The 26,543-nt window shown below is 66.8% G+C and carries 11 protein-coding genes; 7 read left to right on the top strand and 4 right to left on the bottom strand.

Annotation, left to right across the window (positions count from 1 at the left end):
* Window positions 1-109 precede the first annotated feature (109 nt).
* Together ACOGJC_RS05695 and ACOGJC_RS05690 are read right to left on the bottom strand one after the other, a co-directional pair.
* Window positions 110-1,147 carry a choice-of-anchor R domain-containing protein gene (locus tag ACOGJC_RS05695; RefSeq protein WP_419847547.1) on the bottom strand — a complete coding sequence of 346 codons (1,038 nt, stop codon included), beginning with the start codon at window positions 1,145-1,147 and terminating at the stop codon, window positions 110-112.
* Window positions 1,148-1,369: 222 nt separating this feature from the next.
* Window positions 1,370-2,191, bottom strand: a complete 822-nt coding sequence (locus ACOGJC_RS05690) for an SDR family NAD(P)-dependent oxidoreductase (protein WP_419847546.1) — start codon at window positions 2,189-2,191, stop codon at window positions 1,370-1,372.
* A 203-nt stretch (window positions 2,192-2,394) separates the two neighbouring features.
* On the opposite strand from ACOGJC_RS05690, the gene ACOGJC_RS05685 reads away from it, so the two are divergent.
* From ACOGJC_RS05685 to ACOGJC_RS05675, 3 genes are all read left to right on the top strand, one after another.
* Window positions 2,395-9,519, top strand: a complete 7,125-nt coding sequence (locus tag ACOGJC_RS05685) for a cadherin-like beta sandwich domain-containing protein (protein WP_419847545.1) — start codon at window positions 2,395-2,397, stop codon at window positions 9,517-9,519.
* A gap of 80 nt (window positions 9,520-9,599) precedes the next feature.
* Window positions 9,600-13,541 (top strand): fibronectin type III domain-containing protein, encoded by a 3,942-nt coding sequence (locus ACOGJC_RS05680; protein ID WP_419847544.1) that lies wholly within the window; start codon window positions 9,600-9,602, stop codon window positions 13,539-13,541.
* Between the two features lie 26 nt (window positions 13,542-13,567).
* Window positions 13,568-14,953, top strand: a complete 1,386-nt coding sequence (locus ACOGJC_RS05675) for a hypothetical protein (protein WP_419847543.1) — start codon at window positions 13,568-13,570, stop codon at window positions 14,951-14,953.
* A gap of 193 nt (window positions 14,954-15,146) precedes the next feature.
* On the opposite strand, the gene ACOGJC_RS05670 is transcribed toward ACOGJC_RS05675, so the two are convergent.
* Window positions 15,147-16,154, bottom strand: a complete 1,008-nt coding sequence (locus ACOGJC_RS05670) for a nucleotidyltransferase domain-containing protein (protein ID WP_419847542.1) — start codon at window positions 16,152-16,154, stop codon at window positions 15,147-15,149.
* Window positions 16,155-16,706: 552 nt separating this feature from the next.
* Here ACOGJC_RS05670 and ACOGJC_RS05665 point away from each other — a divergent pair.
* The 4 genes from ACOGJC_RS05665 to ACOGJC_RS05650 all read left to right on the top strand — a co-directional run bounded on the left by ACOGJC_RS05665 (window position 16,707) and on the right by ACOGJC_RS05650 (window position 24,114).
* Window positions 16,707-17,114, top strand: coding sequence for a hypothetical protein (locus ACOGJC_RS05665; protein ID WP_419847541.1), 408 nt, complete (start codon window positions 16,707-16,709; stop codon window positions 17,112-17,114).
* Between the two features lie 30 nt (window positions 17,115-17,144).
* The gene (locus ACOGJC_RS05660) at window positions 17,145-19,190 is read left to right on the top strand and encodes a toprim domain-containing protein (protein WP_419847540.1); all 2,046 of its coding nucleotides are present in this window, start codon (window positions 17,145-17,147) and stop codon (window positions 19,188-19,190) included.
* Complete coding sequence (locus ACOGJC_RS05655; RefSeq protein ID WP_419847539.1) at window positions 19,187-19,804, top strand: hypothetical protein; 618 nt, start codon at window positions 19,187-19,189, stop codon at window positions 19,802-19,804. Before ACOGJC_RS05660 ends, ACOGJC_RS05655 begins: the two co-directional genes overlap by 4 nt.
* Before the next feature lie 125 nt (window positions 19,805-19,929).
* A complete protein-coding gene (locus ACOGJC_RS05650; protein ID WP_419847538.1) occupies window positions 19,930-24,114 on the top strand; it encodes a PKD domain-containing protein in 4,185 nt (1,394 codons plus the stop codon).
* Between the two features lie 22 nt (window positions 24,115-24,136).
* Here ACOGJC_RS05650 and ACOGJC_RS05645 read toward each other — a convergent pair whose 3' ends face one another.
* On the bottom strand, window positions 24,137-26,461 hold the full coding sequence (locus ACOGJC_RS05645) for a response regulator (RefSeq protein WP_419847537.1): 2,325 nt from the start codon (window positions 26,459-26,461) through the stop codon (window positions 24,137-24,139).
* Window positions 26,462-26,543 lie beyond the last annotated feature (82 nt).

The following is a 26,543-nucleotide window of genomic DNA, read 5'->3' as shown; positions in this document are numbered from 1 at the left end:
TATGACCACCCCCATCACATGATACACGTCGCGAAAAGATGACGTTTGGCGGATGCGGCTGCCTTCCTTGAGCATCCCCCTATTGCACCGGCTGGTTGTTGGGCTGCTGCTATTGGCCCTTGATGCGCATCGACATGACACCGTTGACCGGCTCCTCGACCCAGTTGCCGCCCTGCGGTGTTTGCGCCGAGATCTCATAGCTGGTGTCGGCGATGCTCCAGCCGTTTTGGCCGCCGGGGTCTTCGTCTGTCGAGAAGGTGGCCGCCACCCGCAAGTCGACGCGCCCGGTGGTGTACAGCACGAAGTGATAGGCCGTGCTCGCCTCAAGCACGGTGCGTGGCGGCGCGGCGAAGACCGCGTCGCCGTTGCCCATCTGGTCGGGGGCAACCAGGTCCACCAGCTTCGCCTCGGGCTCGCCTCCGGCCGCAGACGACCACAGCTCCGCCCTTATGGTCGCGATGTGCGCCACGTGCAGCGGCGTGCCGATGCACACTTCGATGCCCTCCAGCGTCGCAGCCGCGTCCCCGGTGGTGAACCCCTGGGTGAGCGCGAAGTCGTTGGTGGACATATCGCTCAATCTCCGCTCCTGGTCGAAATTTCCCACCAACACGGAGTCGGCGGATTGCCCGCCCGGAGCCCTGCACGGCTTCTCCACCTCCAGCGGGGTGACATTGCCCTGCTGCCCGTCGCCATCGCCTGGCTGATCGGGCGGGGTGACGTCCTTTGGTGTGGGTTCGGTCTCCGGTGGGGGTTCGGTCTCGGGCAGGGTGATTTTCTCGGGCAAGGTGATGGAGGCGTGGACCCGCTCGCCCTTGCCCGCCTGGTTCCGCGCCCGCACCCATAGCGTGTAGGTGGTCCCAGACTCCAGGTTGTTGAAGACCACCTCGGTCTTCTTGGCTTTGGGCCTTTTGGTCTTGCCGCTGCCCTTCTTGCCGTTGTCGGGTTTGAGGTGAACGATGTAGCGCTGGGGCGCGCCGCCGCTGATGGGGGCCTGCCAGCTCACGGTCACGCTGTTTGCCTCGGCTGACAGCTCCAGACCCGTCACTGGGCCGGGCACCACCACCGATGTCTGCTGCTGCTCGGGCTCCGCTGCGGCCACCACCGCCAGCGGCCCCGCCCCCAGCGCCAGCGCCAACAACACCGCCACCCGGAAACCGAAACGCCTCAAACGCGCCGGTGAAGCCGTGCTCGACCACCGAGTCGGTCGACGCCACAATGATCCTGATCTTGGCCCGCCAGCCGACAACATAGGCGCAGGCACCCCCGTGACTCGCTCTAATGCGGAACGCTGTTCCTCTGAGGGGAACGCCAAAATCTACACCCTCCCGCGGAGAGCATCAACCCCTGTTTGGACGATGTCACCTAAAGCTCAGGATTTCGGGGTGAAGAGGTCGCGCTTGCGGAACGAAGCGGTCATGAACCGGGCGAGGGCTTTGCGGCGGGTGAGCCACACCACTCGGGTGCCCGACTTGTCGGCGGCCAGGATGTGGTCGGCCAGCCAGGGGGTGACGGTGTGGACGTGGTCGCCCAGGATGTTGAAGATCTTCTTCGACTTCTCCCACTGCTCGGAGGTGAGGTCGTAGTCGCCGGTGAGCAGGTCGGTCACCACGATGCCCGGCGACACGGTACACACCTGCACCGGGGTATCCGCGGTGTCCTTTCGCAGGGCCTCTTGCAGGTAGCGCACCGCCCGCTTGGTGGCCCCGTAGGCCGCCATGCCGGGCTGGGTGGCGCCGTCGGATCCGAATCCCTCGGTGTTCCACACCTGGCCGTGGCCCTGGCGCACCATGTTGGAAATGGCCGTCTTGCTGGCCAGTAGCGCACCGGTGAGGTTGGTGTTCACCAGCGCCGCCAAGTCGCCGTCGTGCTGCTCCCACAGCGGCTGGCGCCCGATGCCGATCCCCGCGTTGTTGATCCACACGTCAACCCCGCCGAAGGCCTCGGCGGTGCGATCCCACAGCCCTTGGAGCTGTTCGGGATCGGTGACATCGCAGGCCGCGCCGCACACCTTGGATTCGCCGTAGTACTGGCCCAACTCGGCCACTACTTCCTCCACCTGGTCTGCCGACCGACCGCTCACCGCAACTTGGCATCGGCGCTTGAGGAACTCCCGGGCCAACCCGTTGCCGATCCCCCTCGTGCTCCCGGTGATGACGATGCGCTTGGTCATCTCGCCCTCCTTCGCCGCCATGCTACGACGATGCCGACTCGCCACGCCGGGCTGGGGCTGAGGTCGGCGTTTTGGGTGTTTGTTTGGTGCGGTGGTCTTGGGGTGTTTTGTGGTTGTGGGGGTGTTTTGTGTGAACAAGATGGTTGCACGTTGGTTTTTCGCGTGATTAGCTGAATTGGGATACGCGTCGATGGCGTGGGTCACGGATTGGGAGGAGGCTCGGTATGGGTTCCCCGGCAGTGGTTCGGCAGCGGTTGAGGGCGGTTGTGTCGCTGGTTGCGGCGGTTGCGGTGTTGGGGGTGCTGTTGACAACGCCGGCTGTTTCGGCGCAGCAGGGCAACTCGCAGGTGGGGTTGTCGGGTTTGTCGTTGTCGCCGGTGGGGTTGCATCCGGCGGTGTTCGTGGCGTCGGACAGGGATTATCGGGCGTGGGCGCCGCACACTGTGTCGTCGGTGCGGGTGACCGCGACGGCGCGGTATGGGACGGAGTCGTTGACGGTGAACGGCGTGGCGGTGGCGAGCGGGCAGGCGAGCGGGCCGGTGGCGTTGGCGGTGGGGTCTAATTCGATCACGGTGGTGGCGACGTCGTCTGACGGTGAGGCGTCGGTGAGCTATTCGATCACGGTGGTGCGGGCGACCGAGGCGCAGCAGAGCGACGCGTCGCTGGCCGTTTTGTCGGTGTATCGGGCGACGTCGGACCAGCCCGACGTCAACGGCGACGTTTCGTTTGCGGGCAGCGCTTTGGCGCTGTCACCGGCGTTGTCGGGGTCGGTGCGCGAGTACCGGGCGGAGCTTGGCGAGTCGGCCGGGTCGTATGTGGCGGTGTCGGTGGTGCCGGCGGCGGGCGGCGCGAAACAGATCGCGGTGAAGGGGCCGCTGCCGGCGGGCGAGCAGCGCTTTCCCAAGGCCAAGGTGTCGGCGGGCGAGGCGGGCGGCCCGTGGTACGTCAAGGTCGGCTACACCCCGATCGACGTCGAGGTGACGTCGCTGGACGGCACCAGCACCGAGACGTACCGGCTGATCGTAAAGCGCGGCACCGTGGACGATCCCAAGGGGCTGCGGGCGGCGCCCGGCGACGGGCAGCTGACCGTCCACTGGGACGCGTCGGAGTCGGCGACGGCGCCGAACTTCTACCAGGCGCGCTGGCGCAAGTCGGGCGAGACAACGTGGCTGAACCCGACCGAGTTCGCTCATTACAAGGCGTCGCCCTCGTCGTCGGCGGCGCTGGCCACCGCCGCGGACGGCGACCCGCTCACCCCGGCGTCGCTGGGCAGCAGAACGGTGAGCGGCTTGGACAACGGCACCGCCTACGAGGTGCAGGTGCGCGCCGTGCGGTTCTCGACGGAAAACGGCATCAATTTCAAAAACGAGGCCGTCATCGACTGGCTGGCCAGCGACTGGCACAGCCTCACCGCCACCCCCGCCGCGCCCCGCACCGCGCTGGCGATCACCCCGACCCGCCCGACGCGCCCCTACGGCGGCGCCGACGACTTGAGCTTCACCGTCACCGGCCTCGACGAGGGCGACACCGCGACTGATGTGGTCACCGGCGCGCTCGCCCGCACAGCGGGCGACGACGCCGGCACCTACGCCATCAACATGGGCACCCTGGCCATCGCCTCGGCCCACGCGGCCAAATACGAGCTGCCCGCCGCCCCCACCGTCACCGCCTACGAGATCACCCCGCTGACCATCCCCTCGGTCACCGGCGTCACCGTCGCCACCCGCGACGCCGACGGCACCACCACAGCCACCTTCGACACCACCGCCGCCGTCGGCACCGACGTGCCCGCCGCCGAGCTCGACGACTTCAGAGCCGGCGGACTGGTGGTCACCGGGCAGTTCCCAACTGCCGCAGCAGGAACCCACAGCGTGGCGGTCACCTACTCGCTGCGCGACCAAGGCGCCTTCAAAGCCGCCAACTACACGCTTTTGACCGCCACCGCCACCCTCACCGGCCAAATCACCGCCGTGGAAACCCAGCCCGCATGCACGCCCGCGGTGAACGGCGACTACGACCGCGACGACGACGGCCTCATCGAGGTCTGCGACCTCGCCCAGCTCAACGCCATCCGCTTCGACAACAACGGCGACGCCAACCCCGACCGCGGCACCGCCGGCGAGTACACCACAGCGTTCCCCGGCATCATCTCAAACGGCCCCGGATGCCCCATCAGATGCAACGGCTACGAACTCGTCACCGACCTCGACCTCGACACCAACAACAACGGCCAACCCGACTCCGGCGACCGATACTGGAACGACGGCCTCGGCTGGGCCCCCATGCCCATCTACAACCTGAGATACAACGCCGTCTTCGAGGGCAACGGGCACACCATCTCGGGCCTCTACATGAACAAGCCCGGGAACATGCACAGAGTCGGGCTGTTCGGCACGACCGGCGGAGGCGCGAACGTCCGCAACCTCATCCTCGACGGCGTCGAAGTCCGCGGCGGCACCGGGCACATGGTCGCCGGGCTGGTCGGCCACAACTGGGGCACCATCAGCAACGTCCACGTCAGCGGCTCGGTGACCGGCGGCTACCAAGACATCGGCCTGCTCGTCGGGGAGAACCGCGGCAGAGTTCTCGACAGCAGCGCCAAGGGCACGGTCGCCGGCGACAACGACGTCGGCCTGCTGGTCGGTGAGAACTACACAGACGTGGTGCGCAGCAACGCATCGGGCGCGGCCACCGGCCGGTACTCGGTGGGCGGACTGGTGGGCAAGCAACTCGGGCACCGATCCACGGTCATCAGCAGCTCAGCGGTGGCGACCGTCACCGGAACCACCAGCGCGAGCGGCGGCGGGCGCTGGATCGGGGGCCTGGTTGGCGACAACGACGGAAAGATCCGCGCCAGCATGGCCCGCGCCACCGTCACCGGATCCGCCAGCGCAGTCGGCGGACTGGTCGGCCGCAACACCGGCAACGTGCTCGCCACCTACGCCACGGGCTCGGTGGACTCCACCGGCAGCCACATCGGCGGGCTGATCGGCCAGAACAACGCCTACCTCAAGGCCAGCTACTCGGTTGCCCGCACCGACGGCGGAGGCCTCGTCGGCTCGGGCAGCGGAACGGTCACCGACAGCTACTGGGACACCGTCGCCAGCGGCACCACGACCAGCGCCACCGGCACGGGCCTGACCACCGCCGCGCTGACGGCGCCATCGGGCTACACCGGCATCTACGAGGACTGGAACGTCGACGTCGACGGCGACGGCCGCGCCGACAGCCCCTGGCGGTTCCCCGCAGGCGGCAGGTACCCGCTGCTGCGCCAGCTACCCGCTTCGACCAGCTCGGCGACCACCGGGAGCATCCTTTTGACCGCCGCCGCCGACCCCGCCGGTGACGACGCCTCCGACCTGGAGCTCGTGTCGGTCTCGCTGCCCGCCTCGTTCACGATCTCGCCGGCGCTCGCCTCCGACCAGAGCGCCTACACCATCACCCTGCCCCCCTACATGGCCCAGGTCAGCCTGTTCGGCAGCTTCTCCGACCCCTCGACGGCCGGCTACGCCTACCTGGCCGCCGCCGCCGATTTGGCCGACTTCGAGGCGATCGGCGTGAACACCGCCAACGAGCACCTCCTCGCCCAGCTCTCCGGCGGCGTCGTCGGCGCCTACGAGACAACCCTCGAAGGCGGCGAGTCCCACACCGTGCAGGTCGGCGTCTACAAGTGGAAGCCCGACGAGGCCAACCAGGCCCCCTTCGCCGACCACACCCTCAAGCGGGCCTACACCCTCACCATCACCCGCGCCCAGTACCCCACCGACGACACCGGCCTCAGCCACCTCTCGGTCAGCCCGGGATCGATCCCCTTCGACCCCGACACGCTCAGCTACCGCCTCGACGTGGCCTCCACCATCAGCAGCATCACCGTGACGCCGCGCACCAGCAGCCCCCACGCCACCGTCACCGTCGCCGGCGAAGACCCCGACACGCCCGTCGCCCTGAAACCCGGCGCCAACCACATCGACGTCGTCGTCACCGCCGAAGACGGGGAGACCACCGGCACCTACCGGGTCACGGTCAGCCGCGCCCGCGAGACCAAGATCCGCTTCACCGCCGTCGTCGACGTCACCGCCGACAGCACCGACGACATGTGGATCACCGGACTCGCCCTGCCCCAAGGGTTCACCATCACCCCGGCGTTCTCACCCGACCAGCTCGACTACCAGGTGATCGCCCCCGTCGAATGGGACCGGGTCGAGGTCATCGGCGACTACACCACTCCCTACAACGGCAACGGCAGAGGCCACTATGAGAGGACGGCGTACATCTTCGCCGCCAGCAGCCTGGAAGAGGTAGGCGAGAACTGGGGCGATACTTGGCCCGAACGGAAGACCTTCCCCGGGCAGTCTCAAAGGATTCGCGGATTCCTCGACTCGTTGCATTGGGACTATCGCGATGGCGCCTTCTTCCACTTGACGCCGGGCGAGGCGACCGACATCGCGCTGGTCCTGCACAAATGGGATCGGTTCAAGTGGTATCGGGAAGGAGGGCGAGCACGAATCCGGCCGCTCCTGGAGAATTCGATCACCAAGACGTACACGCTGACGGTGACGCGGGGGCTGCCCGACGACGACGACGCGCGCTTGGACAGGCTGGGCACCTCTGCGGGCCCGGTGGCGCTGAAGGACGGCGTGACGGAGTACGCGCTGAAGGTCGCCAACTCGGTGTCGAGCTTGACGGTGACGCCGAGGACGCTGCATCCCTCCGCGACTGCGACCGTGGACGGCGGCTCGGCGGACACGCCGGTGGCTTTGGACTACGGCGACAACGCGGTCAGCGTGGTGGTGACCGCGGTCGACGGCACCACGACCAAGACCTACACCCTCACCGTCACCCGCGCGCTGCCCGACGCGCCTACCGGGACCGGGACGTGGGGGGTTGATCTCGACATGGGCAGCGCGACGCTGAAGTGGTCCTCGGCGCCGACGGGGGTCGGATACCACGAGTTCCGGGTCCGCGACAGCCAGGGCCGCGTCGTGGCGACGAGCACCGTCGATGTCCCCGACAAGAGCGCCACCTTCACCGGTCTCACCGCCGGCGCGCAGTACACGTTCGGGCTGCGGGCCGGCAACCTGGGCGGCACCAGCGCCTGGTCGGAGCTCACCAAGACGATGCCCACGCCCACCGAGCTGCGCGACCTGGACGTGTCGGCGAGCACCGGCGGCCCGCTGTTCCAGTTCCGGCGCGGCACCACGTCGTACCTGGCGCGGCAGTCGATGATGCACGCCGGCATCGCCCAGGTGCAGGTGAGGGCGGACGCGTACAATCCGCAGGCCGCGGTCACGATCAACGGCGTGAGCGGCGCGAGCCAGTCGGTCGATTTGAGCTACGGGGAGAACCTGGTCACGGTGGTGGTGTCGGCGGAGGGCGAGACGTCGACCACCTACACGGTGACGCTCAGGCGCCCGCCGGTGGTGCAGCTCGAGGGGTTGGAGCTCCAGACCGTCACCCGCGGCGGCAGCGGCGGCAATGCCCGGCTCGCGCAGGGCTTCGCCGGGTGGCGCACCTCCTACACCGCCGAGGTGGCCCGCGGGGTGCTCGGCCTGCGGGTGGTGCCGACGGTCACCGCGCCCAAGACCGCGACGATCAACGGCCAGCCCAGCAACGTGAACGCCAACACCTACGTCAGCTTGCAGCGCGGCAAGACCAACAACATCGAGATCGTCGTCACCCAGGGCTCCGACTCCGCGACCTACACCGTCGCGGTCACCGTCGAGGGCGGCAACAACACGCCCACCGTCGCGTCGGCCATCGCCGACGTGAGCGGCCTCGAGCCCGACGACACCCGCCAGGTGTCGCTGTCGGGCGTGTTCAACGACGCCGACGGCGACCCGCTCACCGTCACCGCCAAATCGTCCGCTGCCGCGGTGGCGACCGTGTCGGTGGCTTCCGACGGCGCGAGCGTGACGGTGACCGCCGTCAAGGCGGGCACCGCGACGATCACCGTGACGGCCGACGACGGCAACGACGGCGCCGTGTCGGACGCCTTCGACGTCACCGTCGACGAGGCCAACAACGCGCCCACCGTCGCGTCGGCCATAGCCGACATCGAAGGCCTCGCGCCCAACGACACCCGGGAAGTGTCGCTGTCGGGCGTGTTCGCCGACGCCGACGGCGACAGCCTCACCGTCACCGTCGGCTCGTCGAAGAACGCGGTGGCCGTCGCGAGGGTGAACGCCGCCTACACCGCGCTGACGGTGCGCGCCGTGGGCGAGGGCACCGCGACGATGACCGTGACCGCCGACGACGGCAACGGCGGCAGCGTGTCGGATGCCTTCGACGTCACCGTCGAGCTCGAGAACGCCCAAGCGACCGTGGCATCAGCGCTCGACGACGTCAGCGGCCTCGAGCCCGGCGGCACCCGGCAGGTGTCGCTGTCGGGCGTGTTCGACGACCCCGACGGCGACACCCTCACCATCACCGCCAAGTCGTCCGACGACGCGGTGGCCACCGCGTCGGTCGCCACCGGAGGCGCCAGCCTGACCGTGACCGCCCTCAAAGCGGGCACCGCCACCATCACCGTCACCGCCGACGACGGCAACGGCGGCACCACATCAGACGCCTTCGACGTCACCGTCGCCGCCGCCGCCAACCGCGCCCCCACCATCGCGTCGGCCATCGCCGACATCAGCGGACTCAAACCCGGCAACACCCGCCGAGTCACCCTGGCCGGCGTGTTCAACGACGCCGACGGCGACACCCCCACCATCGAAGCCGAGTCCTCCGACGACGCGGTGGCCACCGTGTCGGTCGCCGCCGGAGGCGCCAGACTGACGGTTCGCGCCCTCAAGGCGGGCACCGCCACCATCACCGTCACCGCCGACGACGGCAACGAAGGCACCGCCACCGACACGTTCACCGTCACCATCGACGCCGCCAACCGCGCGCCCGCCGTGGTGTCGGCCATCGCCAACATCGGCGGCCTCGACCCCGAGGACACCCGGCAGGTATCGCTAGCGGGCGTGTTCGACGACGCCGACGGCGACACCCTCACCATCACCGTGCGGTCCTGGAACACCACAGTGGCCACGGTGTCGATCGCGCCCGACTCCCAGAGCCTGACAGTCACCGCCGTGGGCGAGGGCACCGCCGCGATCACAGTGACCGCCAAAGACGGCAACCGCGGCAGGGTCACCGACAGATTCACCGTCACCGTCGGCGCCTCCGAGCCGCAAGACGCTCCAGAAGAAGAAGACGTCGTGGCCCGCTACGACTTCAACAAAGACGGAATCATCCACAAATCCGAATACGACGCAGCAACCGACGACATCGGCCACGGGATCGACTACCTCGACCTCGTCAAAATCAGAGCAGCCTGGGTCGCCGGCGGCTTCCAACGATAAACCCAGCCACACCCCACACCACAAGAGTCGAAGGATGACCTGACCACCAAAGAAAGACCACCAAAGAAAGGTAGAGGACCATGTTCCTTGACCGCGATCGCAACATCACGTTCGGAGTTTCCCGATTGCGAGGACGTGGCGCGGCTTTCGGGGTTCTTGGCCTGCGCCGCGGTGCGATGCTCGTCGCCGGCCTCGCCGCTCTGCTGGGCGCGCTGCTCGTGCTCAACTCGCCTCAGGCCGGGGCGCAGAGTCCTCCTTCAACCGACGCCACCCTGAGCCAGTGGGAATGGCGCGTCGGCAGTGGGGCCATCGACATCGACTATTGCTGGCCCCAAAACCGTGGCAACTACCTGAATCCCAGCCCTGCGTTCGCGGCGGCAACCACCAGCTATTTCCAGACGGTGACATCTGTCTATGCCTACGTCGCCGTCAAGGCCAAGGCCAACGATCCGGGTGCGACGATCGCGTTCAGCAAGGGAAACCCAACCACCGGCACGCCTACGGCGGTCACTGCTCAGACCGCCGATCACGGCTTCGGCAACAGCCAACGTGCGGTCAACGGGTGTCCACGCGCCAATGGCGACCAGAACGTTGCCGGCATCAAGTACACCAACGCGATCGCGTTCGATCAGCCTGATACCTGGGTAAATGTCATCGTCACCGCTGAGGACGGCACCACGACGAAGACCTACACGCTGAAAATCACCCGGGGCGTTGGCATCTCGTACTCCGTGGACAACTCGTCGCCGTCGGTGTATCACCAGAGCCTCGGCAGCATCGGCGCGGTGACGAGTCGTGGCCTCTTGGTCGAAGAGGGCGACGCGGAAAAGACGCTCACCATTCGGGCGAATCTGACCGGTCCGGCGCCGTACGCCTTCGACGTCGAGACGCGCGTGTGGCTGCACAATGACCAGAACTCGCTCCGTCGAGGCTACGGAGTGTATGGACACCTAGGCTCTGGAGCGACAAAGCGACAAATCCCGGGGGGAGGGTGGCACTACGCCACCTTTGGCAAGATATCCATCGCAAAGGGCGAGACAACCGCCACCGTCGACATCACCATCGCCCCGGACACCGATAGGCAAACCAACTCGTTCGTCGTCGATCTCGCGTTGGATCGCAAAGGCGGCGACTTCAGAATGGTCCGAGAGACGTTCTATTGGCCAACAGTTTCGGTCATCATCCGCGACACGGATGCGCCCAACGCGCCGCGCAATCTGACGGTGGCGCCGGGCGACCGGCAACTACAGGTCAGGTGGGATCCGCCCACCGGCAGCACCATGCCCCAGATCGGCGGGCAGCCCTGGAACTGGCACCACTATTACTCAAGGTCGGAGAACAGAGCGATCACGCTCAACGGCTACGAAGTGCAGTACAAGGAGTCGTCGGCCTCCGATCAACGCGGCACACCCGCCAATCCGACGACCGGCTGGACGAGCACCGCCAAGCACTTCACCTATGACGACGACCGCTCCTGGACAAGCAGCAAGAGCCCGGCCGAAGTTCAGAGCGAAACGTCGAAGGGGCTTTGGACCATCCGGAACCTCAAACCGGATACGAGCTACGACGTGCGCGTGCGCGCGCTGAACCGCGACGCCAAAGGCCCCTGGGTGACCGCGACCTCCATCAGGACGCCGCGCACCGGCTACTTCGAGGACCGGTCGCGTGATGTGGTCGGCTGGAAAGCCACGCTGACGGCCGGACAGACTCGTCACACCTTCGGGATCGGCTGCCTCTATTGGGCCGATACGGGAACCACCCAGGTGCCGTGCGGCAGCCAGACCTACCCGGTAGCCAAACAGGGCGTGCTTGACCCGAACACGATCAACTTCTGGTATGGCGGCCGGACCTACACCGTCAACGGCCTGTACCGAATAGATTCGCACCACTCCTGGGACGCCGACCCGTTCCGCGAACAGCTTCAGCGGCTCGATCTGAATCTCAGCCAATCGCTGCCCAACGACCGCGACCTGCGGCTCCGGATCGGCGGTGCGGACGGGCTGGAGTTCAAGCTCTCCGCGGGCTCGCACGGCGGCGGCAACTACCGCTGGAACCTGCCCGGCTTTTTCTGGGAGATCGGCGACGTGACCACTGTCGAACTGGTCGAGGTGATGTCGACGATTCGCTCGTCCTGTCGCACCTGCCTTACCGGCTTCGACGTCCGCGAGCTGCCTGAGCCGGAGCCGGAGGAAACCAAGGAGCCCGAGCCCGAACCCGAACCCGAGCCCGAGCCCGAACAGGAACAGGAGCCGGAGCCCGAGCCCGAGCAGGAACAGGAGCCGGAGCCCGAGCCCGAGCCCGAGCTTGAGCCTGAACCAGAGCCTGAACTGTCGGAATTCGTCAAGCAGTACGACGCCAATGGCAACAAGGTGATCGACCTCATCGAGTACGCTCAGGCCGGCCAGGATTGGGGCAACAAGAAGATCACGCTCGAGCAGTTCAATGAGGTGAAAGACGCGTATCGCGAGGGCAGGAAGGACCCAGCTCAAATCAGGAAGTTGGCCAACCAACCGCCGACAGTCGAGACGGCCTTCGACGACATCACGCTCGTCGGTAGAGGCGATTCGCAGCAGATCTCGACGTCGGGCCGCTTTTCCGATCCCGACGGCCACACGATCACGATGATCGAGGCGGCCTCATCGGCGCAGAACGTGGCCTCGGTCGCGATGGCGTCCGACGATTCCTCGCTGACGGTGACCGGCGGGTCGTCGGGCACGGCGACTATCACGGTCACGGCCCACGACGGCCGCAACGGTCGCGTCTCGGACACGTTCACGGTGAAGGTCAAGGCCGCGCCGACGGTCGCCTCGCCGATCGCCGACATCAGCCTGGTCGCCGAGCAGACACACGATATCTCGCCGTCGAACGTCTTCTCCGACGCCGACGGCGACACGCTGACCTACAGCGCCTCGTCCACCGACGAGAACATCGCGGCGGCGTACATGTTCTTCGGTGATCTCCTGATCTTGACCGTCAAGCCGGGCACGGCGACGATCACCCTGACCGCGCAGGACTCCGACGGCAACCAGGTCAGCGACAGCTTCACGGTGACAGTGACCGAGCCGCCCAACAATGCGCCGACTGTGGCGTCCGCGCTCTCCGACGCCACGATCGTGAACGAGAGCGGCACGAAGCAGGTCTCGCTCTCCGGCGTCTTCTCCGATGCCGACGGCGACAGCCTGAAGATCTCGGCGAAGACCTCCAAGAGCAGTGTTGCCACGGTCTCGGTAGCGGCGGACTATTCGTCGCTGACGGTTACCGCCAAGAGTCGCGGCACGGCGACGATCACGGTCACGGCCAGCGACGGCGAAGACGAGGTCTCGGACACGTTCACGGTGAAGGTCAAGGCCGCGCCGACGGTCGCCTCGGCGATCGCCGACATCAGCGAACTCCAGCGGCGAGCGAGCAAGGAGATCTCCATGTCGGGCGTCTTCTCGGACGCCGACGGCGACACGCTGGCGCTCAGCGTCTCGTCGTCGGACACGCAGATCGTCGGATTCACTACGGCCTTCGACAGTTCACCGACAGCGGTGACCGCCGTCACGGTGACAGCCGTCGGCCCGGGCACGGCCACCATCACGATCACGGCCCAGGACTCCGACGGCAACCAGGTCAGCGACACGTTCGACGTCACGGTGCCCGACGCCGAAGCGCAGCAGGTGGTCGAGCCCGAGGCCGAAGCGCAACAGGTGGCCGAGCCCGAAGCGCAGCAGCAGGTGGTCGAGGTTCCCGGCCCGGTCATCGATCTGACGCTGACGCCGAAGAACGGCGGCGTCCAGGTGAGCTGGACGGCGCCGGAGGTCGGCACCGCCCCGACCCGCTACATCGTGCATCTGAAGCCCGAGGACGGCGAGCACGGCAGCGGCAAGACCAAGCGTCCGAAAGCAACCAAGACGAAGGTGACGTTCAGCAAACTCAAGCCGGGCACGACCTACCAGGTCTGGGTGCGGGCGCAGAACGCCGTCGGCAAGGGCGAGCGCGTGCAGGCGACGATCACCCTGCCGCAAGCGCAGCCGGACTAAACCTCTAGGACACTGCCACGATCACTGTGAGGGGTTTCGCGGTTCTGTTGGTGGTGCTGCTGGCCATGGGATGCGGCGGGGACTCCGGCGACATCGTGGTTGTCGGCTCGGAGCCAGCGCCGGCCGGGGTGGAGCTGTCGGTTGTTCCTGCCGACGCGGATGGGTTGGCGGACTGTGAGGATGTTCCTGAGCTGAAGTCGCAGTTTGAGGGCAAGCTCAGCGGTCGCCAGAACCACGATCCCATCGACAAAGGCGTGCTGGGTACCTACGCGATGGAGCATCCCGACACTTTCGCGGGTCTCTGGACCGACCGTGACAGCGGCGGTGTGCTCATGATCGCGTTCACCGATGACCCAGAACCGCACCGTGCCGCGATCTTCGCCCGCGCCCCATCGCCGGATGACTACGTGGGAGTCACGCCGCGCCCGCCGATCACCGACGACCGGCCCCTGGGCGAGCGCGACGACATCGTCATCGACGTGGTACGGGTCCGGTTCAGCGAGGTCGAGGTGAAGGCCATACGGGACAAGATGCGGCAATCAATCTCCCGGGAGGACTGGACGGAGTTCGGTCTGAACGGCACGGGCTATGACATCAAGCGCCAGCGGGTGACCCTGTATCTGGTGAATCCGCCGGAAGGCGCGCTGGCCGAGATCGCACAACAGATCCCCGACCCTTCGGCGGTGTGCGTGGAGATCGCCCGCACGCCACAGCCTCCCGAGGGGCCGCTGGACGTGATCCCGGATCTAGATGTGGAGGATCCGCTGGTGTCGTGTCCTGGCACGCCGCCGGTGCGCTACTCGCAGATGATCAACCCGCCCTCGATCGACGTCATCGACCATCCGGCGGTGGACGTGCTGCGGGCCGAGCTCCGTAACCCTGGAGGCGAGCCGCTGCCCCGAGGACGGTGGGTCGTCATCAGCATCGACTCCGACCAGGCAGTCTTCGCGGCATTGTCTCCGGGCGGCTTCGGGGTCGCGGGCATTGAGCGGCGCGGCGACCGGTGGATCTTCGCAGGAGAGGCCTCCGGGCAACTCTGCGAGCCTGCCATCCCACTGCCGCCTGGGCTCGCCCGGGTGAAGGTGCTCCTCGATCCCGAATCGATGCCCGGCGTCGGCGATACCGCGATTGACGTGCTGGTCACCGAGCAGGGGTGCGCGGGCGGCCGCGAGATGGGCGACGCACTGCGGGGTCCCCAGGTGATCGAGACCGACACCGCAGTGGTGGTGGCCTTCGCGGTGGTGCCCGTCGCCGGGATGAACACCTGCCAAGACAACCCGTCGACCGCGGTGACTATCGAGTTGGCGGAGCCGCTGGGCCAGCGCTGGATCTATGACGGGCTCTTCTTTCCGCCCAAACCCCTCGTCGCAGTCGCCGATCCGCTGACATCTTCAGAGTACCGCGACTCCTAGAGTGTGTTTACGAGGTGTGGGCAGAGGCTATGGGACGGCCGGTGCTTTACAACATTGTGGAGCATGCGCCCATCGAGCGAACCCGCTTGAAGGGGATCGCGGACTGAACCTGGGCTGGTGAGCAGCTCACCTGTGGTTATTCGGCGGGAGCGTCGGCTCCCGCCCCTGTCTTGCTGGTTGGTGCGGGAGGGGGCTAGAGGCCGATGTCGAAGTCCGAGCCGGGGGCGTCGCGGCCGGGGTTGAGGGTTGGGAGTTCTTGATGGATCTGGCTGATGCGGTTGAGTGCTTGCGAGGCGGCGGGGGGCAAGAGACCGAGTTGTTGCTCGATGAGGCCGATGCAGGTGTGGGCCATGTCGGCGGCTGCTTTGGCCATCTGGGCTGAGAACTCTTCGGTGGCGGCGTCGGGGTCGCCGGCGATGTCTAGGTCATCGGGATAGGTGCCAGCCTCGCGCCATACCGATGCGTCTTCGGGGCTGATGGAGCCCAGACTCGCCGCCAGCCGGTCCGCTCCAGGCCGGGACAGGTAAGCGCCGGCTGCATCAAGAAGCTGGCCGATGCCGTGGACCTTGCCGGGGTGGTCGCCCTCCAAGGCATGCATGAGGGCCTTGAGCGACGTCTCCATGGCGGTCTGTGATTGCTCGCAGACACTGAGCAGGCGGCTGCGCTTCAAGCTCTCGGCCTCGTAGAGGTCGCCGGCCCGGAGCGCGTCGCGCTCGTTTGTCGAGGTCCCCATGGCCATGAGCAGCTTTGCGAGCGCGTTGGCGACGTTGTTGAGGCTGCGGGCGGCCTGCTCGGCGTCAGAGGGGGCCATGCCGATCTCCTTGTCCCAGTCGATGCTGCCACGCGGGGGCCGCGACACCAAAGTGACCGCATGAGACGCGATGTGCGCCTCGAAGGTGGAGCGGCACCGCTTGGCGCGCACCTCCCACTCGGGCCGGTCGGTGACCCGCACATCGCAGCCGAACCCCGTCGCCCCCCGGACCGTCTGGCGGGCCCTGTCGGCAATTGAGCGGCGGTCGGAGTAGTCGCCCAAGTCGTCGAACACCAACACCAAATCCAAGTCCGAGCCGGGCCCCTGCGCGCCCTGGGCCACCGAGCCGAACAACAGAACCTTTCCGGGGTCCAAGGCCTCCTCGAGCGCGACCGCGGCCCGCCGGGCGTCCTCCAGAGTCGGCAGACCGCGAGAAGCAACCAGAGCCACACCCAAAGGATACAGCCCGACCACAACACCACAACGCCTGAACCCGGCCCCTCGAACCGGTGCCCACTAGCTGAACCAACACCATCCCAGAGTGGCCCAAGCCGCCAGCAGGCGACCCACCCGCCAAAAGCCCACATCGACGGCCAACAGCTGCAATCACGCCCGACATCATGCAACACACCACCGGTCGCGACCGGTCGCAAACCCCCAACAACACCGATCGCAACCCGCACCGCAACCCAATCAGGCCGGTCACAGCCCCAAAACCTGGCCGAACACGGTCCAAAGCAGGCGAACCCGCCCCCGCAAAACCCTCTCACTAGCCATACGTGCCAGACTCCTCCGACAGCGACACGCCGCAGCCAAACCCCGAGACCCCCCAACCCCTGAACCTCCGCAGCCATCCCAACCCCACGAGCACGAACCAGCTGCCCCACCCTGGAGCTGGCCGCACACGTCAACGCCGAGATCGCCTGCCGCCGGGCCGATGCCGCAGAAACCGGAGAGGCGGTCAGCGGCACAGGCGATGGGGCCATCCGCATCGGCGACATCGTGACCACCCGGCGCAACGACCGGCACCGCCGAGCCAACGACGGCCTGCCAATCCGCAACGGCGACCGGTGGGTTGTGACCGCTGCCACCCGTAGCGGCGATGTGGTGCTGGAGCACCTGGAACGGGGCGCAGAAGCGACGATCACGGCCGCCTATGCCGCCAAACACCTCGATCTGGGCTATGCGATCACCCAGACCCGAGCGCAAAGCACCACCGTTGACGCCTCGCTGACGCTTATCGGCGCATCCACCGGGCGCGACCAGCTCTACGTCGGCCTGTCGAGGGGCCGCGCCGAGAATTGGCTCCACATCATCTGCGACCAGCCCGCAGCCGATCCCGAGACCGCGCCGGCCCACACCGAGCCCGAACAGATCATCGACGCGGTGTTCGCCCGCCGCCACGGCTGAGCCACCGCCACCGACACCACCAACCCGACCATGAGCGCTGATGGCGCCAAAGCCCACCTCGCTGAGATCGCGGCTGATTCCAGGCGGGCTCTGCCAGCCGCTACCGGCATCGACGCCGCAGCGCTGGTCGACCGGCGCGATCTGGCCGGCCAACGCGCCCGGGCCGACGACATCGACGACCACATCGCCGATGAGATCGACGACTGGCTCGCCGGACTCTGTGAGTTCGAAGGCGAAAGCGCCGCCCGCCAAGACCAGGAGATGATGGAGATGGAAGACCGGCTCCTCGCCCACATCGACCGGCTCGACGCCGCCGTCCTCTCGGCGGCACAGCCCGGGGTCCCGGCTTTGGGCGAGCGCCGGCCCACGCTGGGCGCGATCCGCTCAGCCCGCGGCCTGCTCGACAACGGCTTCCGGTTCATCAACCGCCAAGCCCTCGACCAAATCGCGCGCCACAACCAGACCGCCGGGGCCCTCGACAACCCGTGGCTCATCGAACTGTGGGCCATGTACCAGCAGGCCGACACCCACAGCCGCGCCCAGCTCACCCCGCTGGTCGTCGCCGTCTGCGACCCTCCGGCCCGCCAGCGCATCGAGGCGCTCACCGGCTGCGAGCCGCCGACCGGGCAGGCCGCGGTGTGGGCAGCCGATGTGCGCGCCGCGGTCGCCGCCCGCCGCAAGGCCCAGCACCGAAGCGTCCTCGACGACCTCGCCGCCCAGCGCACCGCACGCATCGCCCAAGCCTGCGGCGCCGACCTCGCCCACCTCGTCGACGCCGACACAAACCGATGGCAAGCAGCCGTCGACGACTGGGCCGACAGCGGCTGCACCCCCCGCCACCTCGCCACCGCCTGGGAACAAGCCGCCATCGACATCGCCCAAGACCTATTCGCCGCCGCCAACGAACCCGGCCCGGCCCCCAGTGCCGACCTGCAACTGGCGGGTGCGGCGACCCAACCGCGCGTCGACACCGACGCTGACCGCGCCGATCCGCCCCCGCCGACATCGGTGCCGGCTGTCGCGGCTATGGCCGCCCGCCCCGACCCGTCCCCGACGCTCATTCCGGCCTCAGCGGGCGACCGCGCCGGACCCGATGCCGCCGCGGTGAGAGAGGCCGCCGACTGGTATCACCAACAGCTCGTCTCCAGCCCCGACGCCGCTGAGGCCCGTGCCTATCTCATCGGCCGGGGCATCGGCGAAGACCTCTGGGCCCAATGGCAGCTCGGCTGGGCCCCGGACCAATGGCAGGCCCTTGTCGACCACCTGGTGCGCTCTGGCATCGGCGCAGAAGCCGGGATCGCAGCAGGCGTGTTGGGCCGCACCCGCGGCCGAACCTGGGACTTCTTGCGGGGCCGGGTGGTGTTCCCCATCCGCGACGCCGTCGGCACTCCCATCGCTCTTGCCGGACGAACGCTCAAAGACGACGGCCCCAAGTACCTCAACACCCCCAACACGCGCCTCTACAACAAGTCCGAAGCGCTCTACGGCACCGACCAAGCCGCCCCCTCTGTCGCCGCGACAGGAGAAGCCGTTGTCGTCGAGGGCTATACCGACGTGATCGCCGCCCACCAAGCCGGCATCAAAAACACCGTCGCCGCCTGCGGCACCGCCCTCGGCCCCGGCCACCTCCACACCCTCCGCGCCCAATGCAGCCAGCCCGGCCTGCTCACCATCGCCTTCGACAGCGACACGGCCGGGACAAAAGCAGCCCACACCATCGCCGAGCTCGCCGACGGGCAAGGAGTCCACACCCGCACCGTGCAATTACCCGACGGCTGCGACCCCGCCGACCTCCAACCCGAAGACCTGCGCCGAACCGTCCGCCACTCTCTGCCCCACCCCTGGTCGGCCATCGCCCGCATCGCCGAACTCGACCGCACCCGCTCCTATGGCGAGCTAGCCCGCGCCGCCCGCGCCGCCGTGCGGCAAACCGCCGGAGACCCCACAGCAGCCGTGCTCGCCGCCCACCACATCGCCGTCGCCGCCGACTTGGACCTCCAACAACTCATCGACAGCGCCCTACCGACACCCGCCGAAGCCGCACTAGCGGCCCCGGCAATCGACATCGGCCTGTGACCGCCGAACCTCGAAAGGACAAAACATGCCCGCAACAACCCGCACCCGCCACCAACAGTTCCTCACCCCCACCGGCGCTGTGGCGCGCCAAGGGGGTGCCGCTCCACATCCGCACCCTCCGGCGCCTGGCCAAAGACCACGGAACCGTCCCCCACCCCGACGAAATCGCCGTCGGCGACCTCTTGCGACTGCTGCGGCCCGGAGACCAGCTCGACTGCTACACCCGCACCAGCATCGCCGCCGGCCTGCCCGCCCACGCCTCAGGCGTCGGCGCGAACAGCTCCTACTCCGCCCACGTCGCCGAGATCGACTCGCAGTGGTGGTACAGCGCCTTCAACCGCGGCGCAGCCGTAGGCACCCACCTCGCTGTCACCGAAAACGACACCGTGCTCGCCGCTATGACAGACGACGACTTCGAGTTCTCCATGGACCAGGCCTGCTTAGACTTCGCCCTGCCCGGCCCACAGGGAGCCGCAGCGATGGCCGCCTTCGACGCTCTCAAATTCCAATACGACGACATTCGCGGCATCGCCCTCCAGCCCAATCATTCCAGCGGGGGGCCAATGGCGAGCCCGATTGTCGGTGGGCGAAGGGGTTCGCGCTTGAATCTCTAGCGTTTGAGTGGTCGGCACGAAATTTTGTATGAACAAAGGGCATATTTCCACTGTAGTTATACGGTTATTGCTTTCGATCTACGAAAGTGGCGGGCAAAATTATCCGGTACCCATAGTGCAGGGAGATGTTCATGCGCGTACCGGCTTTATTGCTTGCAGTGGTGGTCATGGCGGCCACGGTTGTTGCTGCCTCCGGCGGAGGGGTCGCCGCCGCAAATGGTTCCCATGGGGAGCCGGGGATCGACTTGGTTTTGCGGGACAGTGTGGCTGACAGCGATTACACGTATTTGGCCAGCGCAACCGATGTTGAGGTTGTTGTGCATGAGGGCAGGACGTTGGCGGTGGTGGCTTCCGCCGACGAGAGTGTGCATCTGTTGGACGTTTCGGACCCGTCCAGCATCAACGAGCTGCGCCACCCGAACCGGCAGCAGCAATCTGGGAACAACAACTTCAACAACGCCATTGGCGGCGAGTCGGTGACCTCTTATGTCGCCAACGATGGCGAGCTCTACTTCGTGTTGGCTTGGAGCAATTCCGACGCGATTCAGACGTTCCACATCCACGAAAATGGGCGGCTGGACGAGCTTTCCCATGTTGTTGACAGCAGCAAGATGAACCTCGCCTCAGACCTCTTCGTGTACAAGGTGGGAGACAAGCAGTATGCGGCTGTCATCGGAAAATTGTCGAACTCCCTTCGGATTGTGGATGTGACCGACCCTCGCGGCCTCGGCAACGCTGCTCTCAAAGACAGCATCACCGACGGCGGGGACTTGGAGCTCGATGGTGCGTCGGGCGTCGCTCACTACCCGACGGGCGGCCGCCACTACGCCGTGGTGGTCTCCATCGAAGACGACGGAGTCCAGATCATCGACGTCACCGATCCCGACGACATCACCGCCGCCGACCATCTGTCGGACACAGACCAGCTCGAGTTGGATGGGGCGGACGAGGTGGACATCTACCGCGTCGGGGGCCGCAACTTTGCGGCGGTGACCGGCAATTCCGACGACGGAGTCCAGATCATCGACATCACCGATCCGCACAACATCTTCCCCACCGCCCGCGTCGCAGACAGCGGCAGCCTCAGACTGGACAACCCACGCGGCGTGGCCGTCCACACCATCGGAGGCCGCCACTACGCGGCGGTGGCCTCCCAAGCGGACGACGGCGTCCAGATCATCGACATCACCAACCCCTACAACCCCGTGCCCAAAGCCAACATCGGCGACACCAACAGCGCAGAGCTCGATGGCGCATTCGGCATCGACACCTTCACGATAGGAAACCGCCACTACGCGATCGTCGCATCCACCGACGACAACGGCGTCCAAATCGTCGAGATGACCGCCGTCACCGCCGACGCCGGAGATGGGCAGTCGGCGAGGACCGGCAGCGCCGTCGTTTTGGACGGTTCGGGATCGGCCGTTTCCTCCGGTGAGACCCCCACCTACCAATGGACCCAGACAGCCGGGCCAACCGTCACCCTGTCCAGCGCCACGGCGCAGCGGCCGTCCTTCACGGCGCCGGCCACGCCCTCGACGCTCGTCTTTACGCTTACCGCAACGCACGGCAGCGCCAGTTCCACCGACACGGTCGCCGTGTCGGTATCCGCAGACCCCAATGCTGAGGTGTCGGTGGGCAAGACGGCGGTGGACCTCGCGTTGCGGGACAGTGTGGCTGACGGCGATTACACGTATTTGAGCGGAGCAATCCAGGTGGAGGCTTTTGCGCATGAGGGCAGGATGTTGGCGGTGGTGGCCTCCGCCAATGAGAGTGTGCATCTGTTGGACGTTTCGGACCCGTCCAGCATCAACGAGCTGCGCCACCCGAACCGGCAGCAGCAATCTGGGAACAACAACTTCAACAACGCCGTTGGCGGCGAGTCGGTGACCTCTTATGTCGCCAACGATGGCGAGCTCTACTTCGTGTTGGCTTGGAGCAATTCCGACGCGATTCAGACGTTCCACATCCACGAGAATGGGCGGCTGGACGAGCTTTCCCATGTTGTTGACAGCAGCAAGATGGACTTCGCCTCAGACCTCTTCGTGTACAGGGTGGGAGACAAGCAGTATGCGGCTGTCTCCGGAGTTTTGTCGAGTTCCCTTCGGATTGTGGATGTGACCGACCCTCGCGGCCTCGGCAACGCTGCTCTCAAAGACAGCATCACCGACGGCGGGGACTTGGAGCTTGAGGGCGCAAGTGCCGTCGCTCACTACCCGACGGGCGGCCGCCACTATGCCGTGGTGGTCTCCGAAATAGACGACGGAGTCCAGATCATCGACGTCACCGATCCCGACGACATCACCGCCGCCGACCATCTGTCGGACACAGACCAGCTCGAGTTGAAAGGGCCGCAGAGCGTGGACATCTACCGCGTCGGGGGCCGCAACTTTGCGGTGGTGACCGGCAATTCCGACGACGGAGTCCAGATCATCGACATCACCGATCCGCACAACATCTTCCCCACCGCCCGCGTCGCAGACAGCGGCAGCCTCAGACTGGACAACCCAGGCCATGTGGCCGTCCACACCATCGGAGGCCGCCACTACGCGGCGGTGGCCTCTAGCGGCGACGACGGCGTCCAGATCATCGACATCACCAACCCCTACAACCCCGTGCCCAAAGCCAACATCGGCGACACCAACAGCGCCAGGCTCGATGATGCAACAGGCATCGACACCTTCACAATAGGAAACCGCCACTACGCGATCGTCGCATCCAACATCGACCACGGCGTCCAAATCGTCGAGATGACCGCCGTCACCGCCGACGCCGGAGGCGACCTGACGGTGCCGGGCCGCATAGACAAGATCACCCTCGACGGCTCGCGATCGGCGGTGTCCTCCGGTGAGACCCCCACCTACCAATGGACCCAGACAGCCGGACCACCCGTCACCCTGTCCAGCGCCACAGCGCAGCAGCCCAACTTCGTGCCGCCCGCCGCGCCCCAAACCCTCTCCTTCCAGCTGGCGGTATCGCACGGCAGTTCCCAAGCCGTCGACACCGTCACCATCACTCTCGAGGAAGACCCGTCTACCGACACTGGGACCTACGGCGGGAAACTCGTCAGCGACTCGGTCAAAGAAGAAACGCTGGACGACCCCATCAATGGCGGCACCAGCCAATACCTCACAATGCACTTCTCAGACGAGGGCGAAAACCAGACCTTCACCTACAACCTATTGGAGGCACTCTCCGGCAGCACGACCGTCACCGTCACCTTTATGACCGCGACTCTGGGACCCCAATTCGGCGCGCCCGGCTACACCTGGGACAGAGAAGCCGTGTCCATTTTCCCGCAAACCCTTACCTTCACCAGCGCAAATTGGTACAAGCCCCAAGTCGTGGCCATCACCTCCCTAGACGACAGCGACAACACACCAGAACAGGCGATCATCGTCATCACGTCTACCCTCCCAGGCAGCTATAGCGGCGTACACATAACCGTCGACGACGGCAGCGACGACGGCAGCCAGAGCGGGGTCGGGGGCCAGGGCTCGCCAGGCACCGAGGGCGAACAGGGCGCGTTGGAGCGTCCCGGCGATTCCGAGCCGAACAGGCCCAACAACGCTCCTACGGTCGCATCGGCCATCGCGGACGTGGGGCCGCTGCTCGTGGGGGGCGACGCGACGGTCGATCTGTCCGGGGTGTTCGCCGACGCCGACGGCGACCGGCTCACGATCACCGCAGAGTCGTCCGACGACGACGTGTCGGTGGGGTTGATCCAGCACACCCCGTCGCCGGAGATCTGGGTGCTGGCGACGGGACGGGGCACCGCCGAGCTCACCGTCACCGCCAACGACGAGAACGGCGGGATCGTGACCGACACCTTCACCGTGACCGTCGAAGAAGCACCCGCCGCCCAGCAACAGCAACCGCAGCAGTACCAGGGCGGCAGCGCCGACGATGAGGGCGACGACCAAGGTGACGATCCCCCCGCCGACGAGGAACCCCTCCCCGAGGAGTTCACCCCGCCGACCGACGAGCACGTTGTGGAAGAGCAGATCGTGCTCACTCCCGGCGCGGTCTCCGACCTCACCCTCACCGCCACCAACAACAGCGGCGTTCAAGTGAGCTGGACCGCGCCCACCGACGGCACCGCCCCCACCCGCTACATCGTGCACCTCAAGCCCGAGGGCGGCGACCACGGCAGTGGCAAAACCAAACGGCCCAAAGCCAACAAGACACAGGTGACCTTCAAGAACCTCGAGCCGGGAACCACCTACCAAGTTTGGGTGCGAGCGCAAAACGCCCTCGGCAAAGGCGAGCGCACCCACGCCACCATCACCCTGCCCGCCCCCCAACCCTAATGGGAGAAAAGCCTGCCGTTTCCTACTGCTCAGCCATCCAATAGCCGACACGGGGCTCGGTGAAGATGTACTTGGGGTTGTTGGCGTCGTCGCCTAGTTTGCTGCGGAGCCTCTTGACGATGTCGCGCAGCGGCTGGGACTCGCCCACTCTCTCTGGCCCCCAAACCCGCTGGAGCAGCACACTGTGGGTCAGCACCCTGGGGGCATGGGCGGCGAGTTCGTAGAGCACCGCGTACTCCGTGGCGGTCAGCTCCACCGGTTTGCCGTCGAGGGTGGCCCGGCGCCGGGCGTAGTCGATGTGCAATCCCGCGGCTTCGTAGGGTTCTGTCGGCTCGTCGGAGAAGGGATCCACCGCCTTGCGCAGGGCGGCTCTGATCCGGGCATCCAGCTCGGTAGCCGAGAAGGGCTTGACCAGGTAGTCGGCGGCCCCCATGTTCAGGGCCGTGGCGGCGGCGTTGTCTTGGCCGTAGGCGGACATGATTATGACCGGGATGTCCGCGGTCTTGCGGACGGCGTTCATCAGCTCGATGCCGTCGGTGCCCGGCATCACCAGGTCTAACAGCGCCAGATGCGGTTTCTCCCAGGCGACGAGGCGGGGCACGTCGGCGGGATCGCTGGTCGAGATGGGCGCGTAGCCCTCTTTGGTGAGGATGTCTCGGACGTAGCGCAGCGCTTGGGGATCGTCGTCCACGGCCAAGACGCGCACCGCCTTCGGGCCTGCGGGCCGAGATTGCGGGGAATCCGGCGCGGAACCAGCGGTTGGCGCCGCTACGGCCGGCAGCGTGAAGGTGAACTGCGCGCCGAGGTTCGGGCCGCTGCTCTGGGCGCGGATGCGGCCTCCGTGGGCCTCCACGATTCCCTTGCAGATGGCGAGCCCCAGGCCCGATCCGTGGGTGTCGGATCTCCGGGTGTACTTGCGGAACAGATCGGGCAGCACTTCCGGCGAGACGCCTTTGCCCTGATCGGCGACGGTGATGGCGACGTGGCCCTCGTCGAGCGCCGCGGCCACCCGGATCGGCAGGCCGTGGGGCGAAGCCTGGGAGGCGTTGGACAGCAGGTTGCCCAGCACCTGGAGGATGCGCCGCCGGTCGGCCATCACCAGGGGCAGGCCCTCGCCCAGTTCTGTCTCCACGGCATTGTGCGCGCTCTGGCTGAGGAACCGTGTTCGGGCCTCGTCCACCAGCAGGTACACGTCGGCGGGCTCGGGGGCCACCGGGAGGGTGCCCGTCTCGATGTGGGCCACGTCCAAAAGGTCGCTGATCAAAAAGTGCATCTGGTCTGACTGGTCGCGGATGATGCCGAAGAACTGGGCCATCTCCACGGGGCCCAGCACGTTGGCCGACTCCAGCAGTGTGGTTACCGAGCCCTTGACGGCCGCCAGCGGCGCTCTGAGCTCGTGGCTTACCATCGCCAGGAACTCGGCCCGCAGCCGCTCCTGCTGCTCTAGCGGCGCCAAGTCCTGGAAGACCACCATGACAGAGTCGATCCGGCCGTGTTCGGATCGGATCGGGTTGGCATTGAGCAAGACGTTGATGATCTGCCCGTCGGGGGTCCGCAGCGCGATCTCTTCGCCCCGAACCGGTTTCCCGGCGCCGAGCGTCTCCACCCAGGGCAGATCTTTGAGGAAGATCTCCTGGCCGTCGGGTTGCACACAGATCGCCTGGTCGAGTTGCTCCTGAAACGACTGGCCCTTGCTCCACATGCCGTCCAAGATGAGCGATGCCTCCCGGTTCGACCACTTCATGACGCCCGTCTGGGCGTCCAGGATGGCGACGCCCGCCGGCGAGGTTTCGGCCATGAACTCCAGACTCGCCTTGGCCTCCTGCTCGCTGCGGCGCGAGTTGGCGTTGCCGATGACCAGAGCCGCTTGGGCGGTGAACATCACCAAGATCTCCTCGTCGGTCTCGGTGAACTGCCCGCCGCCGCTTTTGTTGGCCACGAAGACATGGCCCATGTAGCGATCCTGGTGAGCCAGGGGTGCCGACATGGAGGCCACCTTGTCTGCCTGTTTGACGGGGGACCACAGGGTGAAGCCCTGGCGGTGGAGGTGCTCTTTGATGTCGGGGATCCTCATGGCCTCGGAGGGGTCGGTCAGAGCCTCGAACACCTCCCGGCTCCGCGGGATGCTCACCGACTGCTTGGTCTGCTCCGACGTCAGCCCGGTGAATAAAAGCTCCTGCTCGCCGCTCTCGGGGTCGAACAGGGCCATCGCTCCGCTGCGGGCTCCGGTCAGCATCCGGATGGCGTCCAAGACGGCCTGGAGCACCTCGTCGCGGTCCAGGTTCTGATTGATGAGCAAGCTGGCCTCGCTCATCCGGGACACGAGCCCACGCACCTCCTCATTCATCCCCCCCCCCTTCTGCAGCTTGTCCATTACTATCTCTTGGGCCGCGCGACGCTCGGATGTTCAGTCAACGTGATTGAGCGGC

The sequence above is a fragment of the Candidatus Poriferisocius sp. genome (assembly GCF_965204015.1).
Classification (GTDB): domain Bacteria; phylum Actinomycetota; class Acidimicrobiia; order Acidimicrobiales; family Bin134; genus Poriferisocius.
The sequence above is the reverse complement of the archived record's forward strand: the minus strand, read 5'-3'. Positions and strand labels throughout refer to the sequence as shown.

Bases quoted from the DNA above. Each gene is read 5' to 3' on its own strand.
- ACOGJC_RS05645 (WP_419847537.1), bottom strand. From the start codon at position 26,461: ATGAATGAGGAGGTGCGTGGGCTCGTGTCCCGGATGAGCGAGGCCAGC.
- ACOGJC_RS05660 (WP_419847540.1), top strand. From the start codon at position 17,145: ATGAGCGCTGATGGCGCCAAAGCCCACCTCGCTGAGATCGCGGCTGAT.
- ACOGJC_RS05690 (WP_419847546.1), bottom strand. From the start codon at position 2,191: ATGGCGGCGAAGGAGGGCGAGATGACCAAGCGCATCGTCATCACCGGG.
- ACOGJC_RS05680 (WP_419847544.1), top strand. From the start codon at position 9,600: ATGTTCCTTGACCGCGATCGCAACATCACGTTCGGAGTTTCCCGATTG.
- ACOGJC_RS05650 (WP_419847538.1), top strand. From the start codon at position 19,930: ATGTTCATGCGCGTACCGGCTTTATTGCTTGCAGTGGTGGTCATGGCG.
- ACOGJC_RS05685 (WP_419847545.1), top strand. From the start codon at position 2,395: ATGGGTTCCCCGGCAGTGGTTCGGCAGCGGTTGAGGGCGGTTGTGTCG.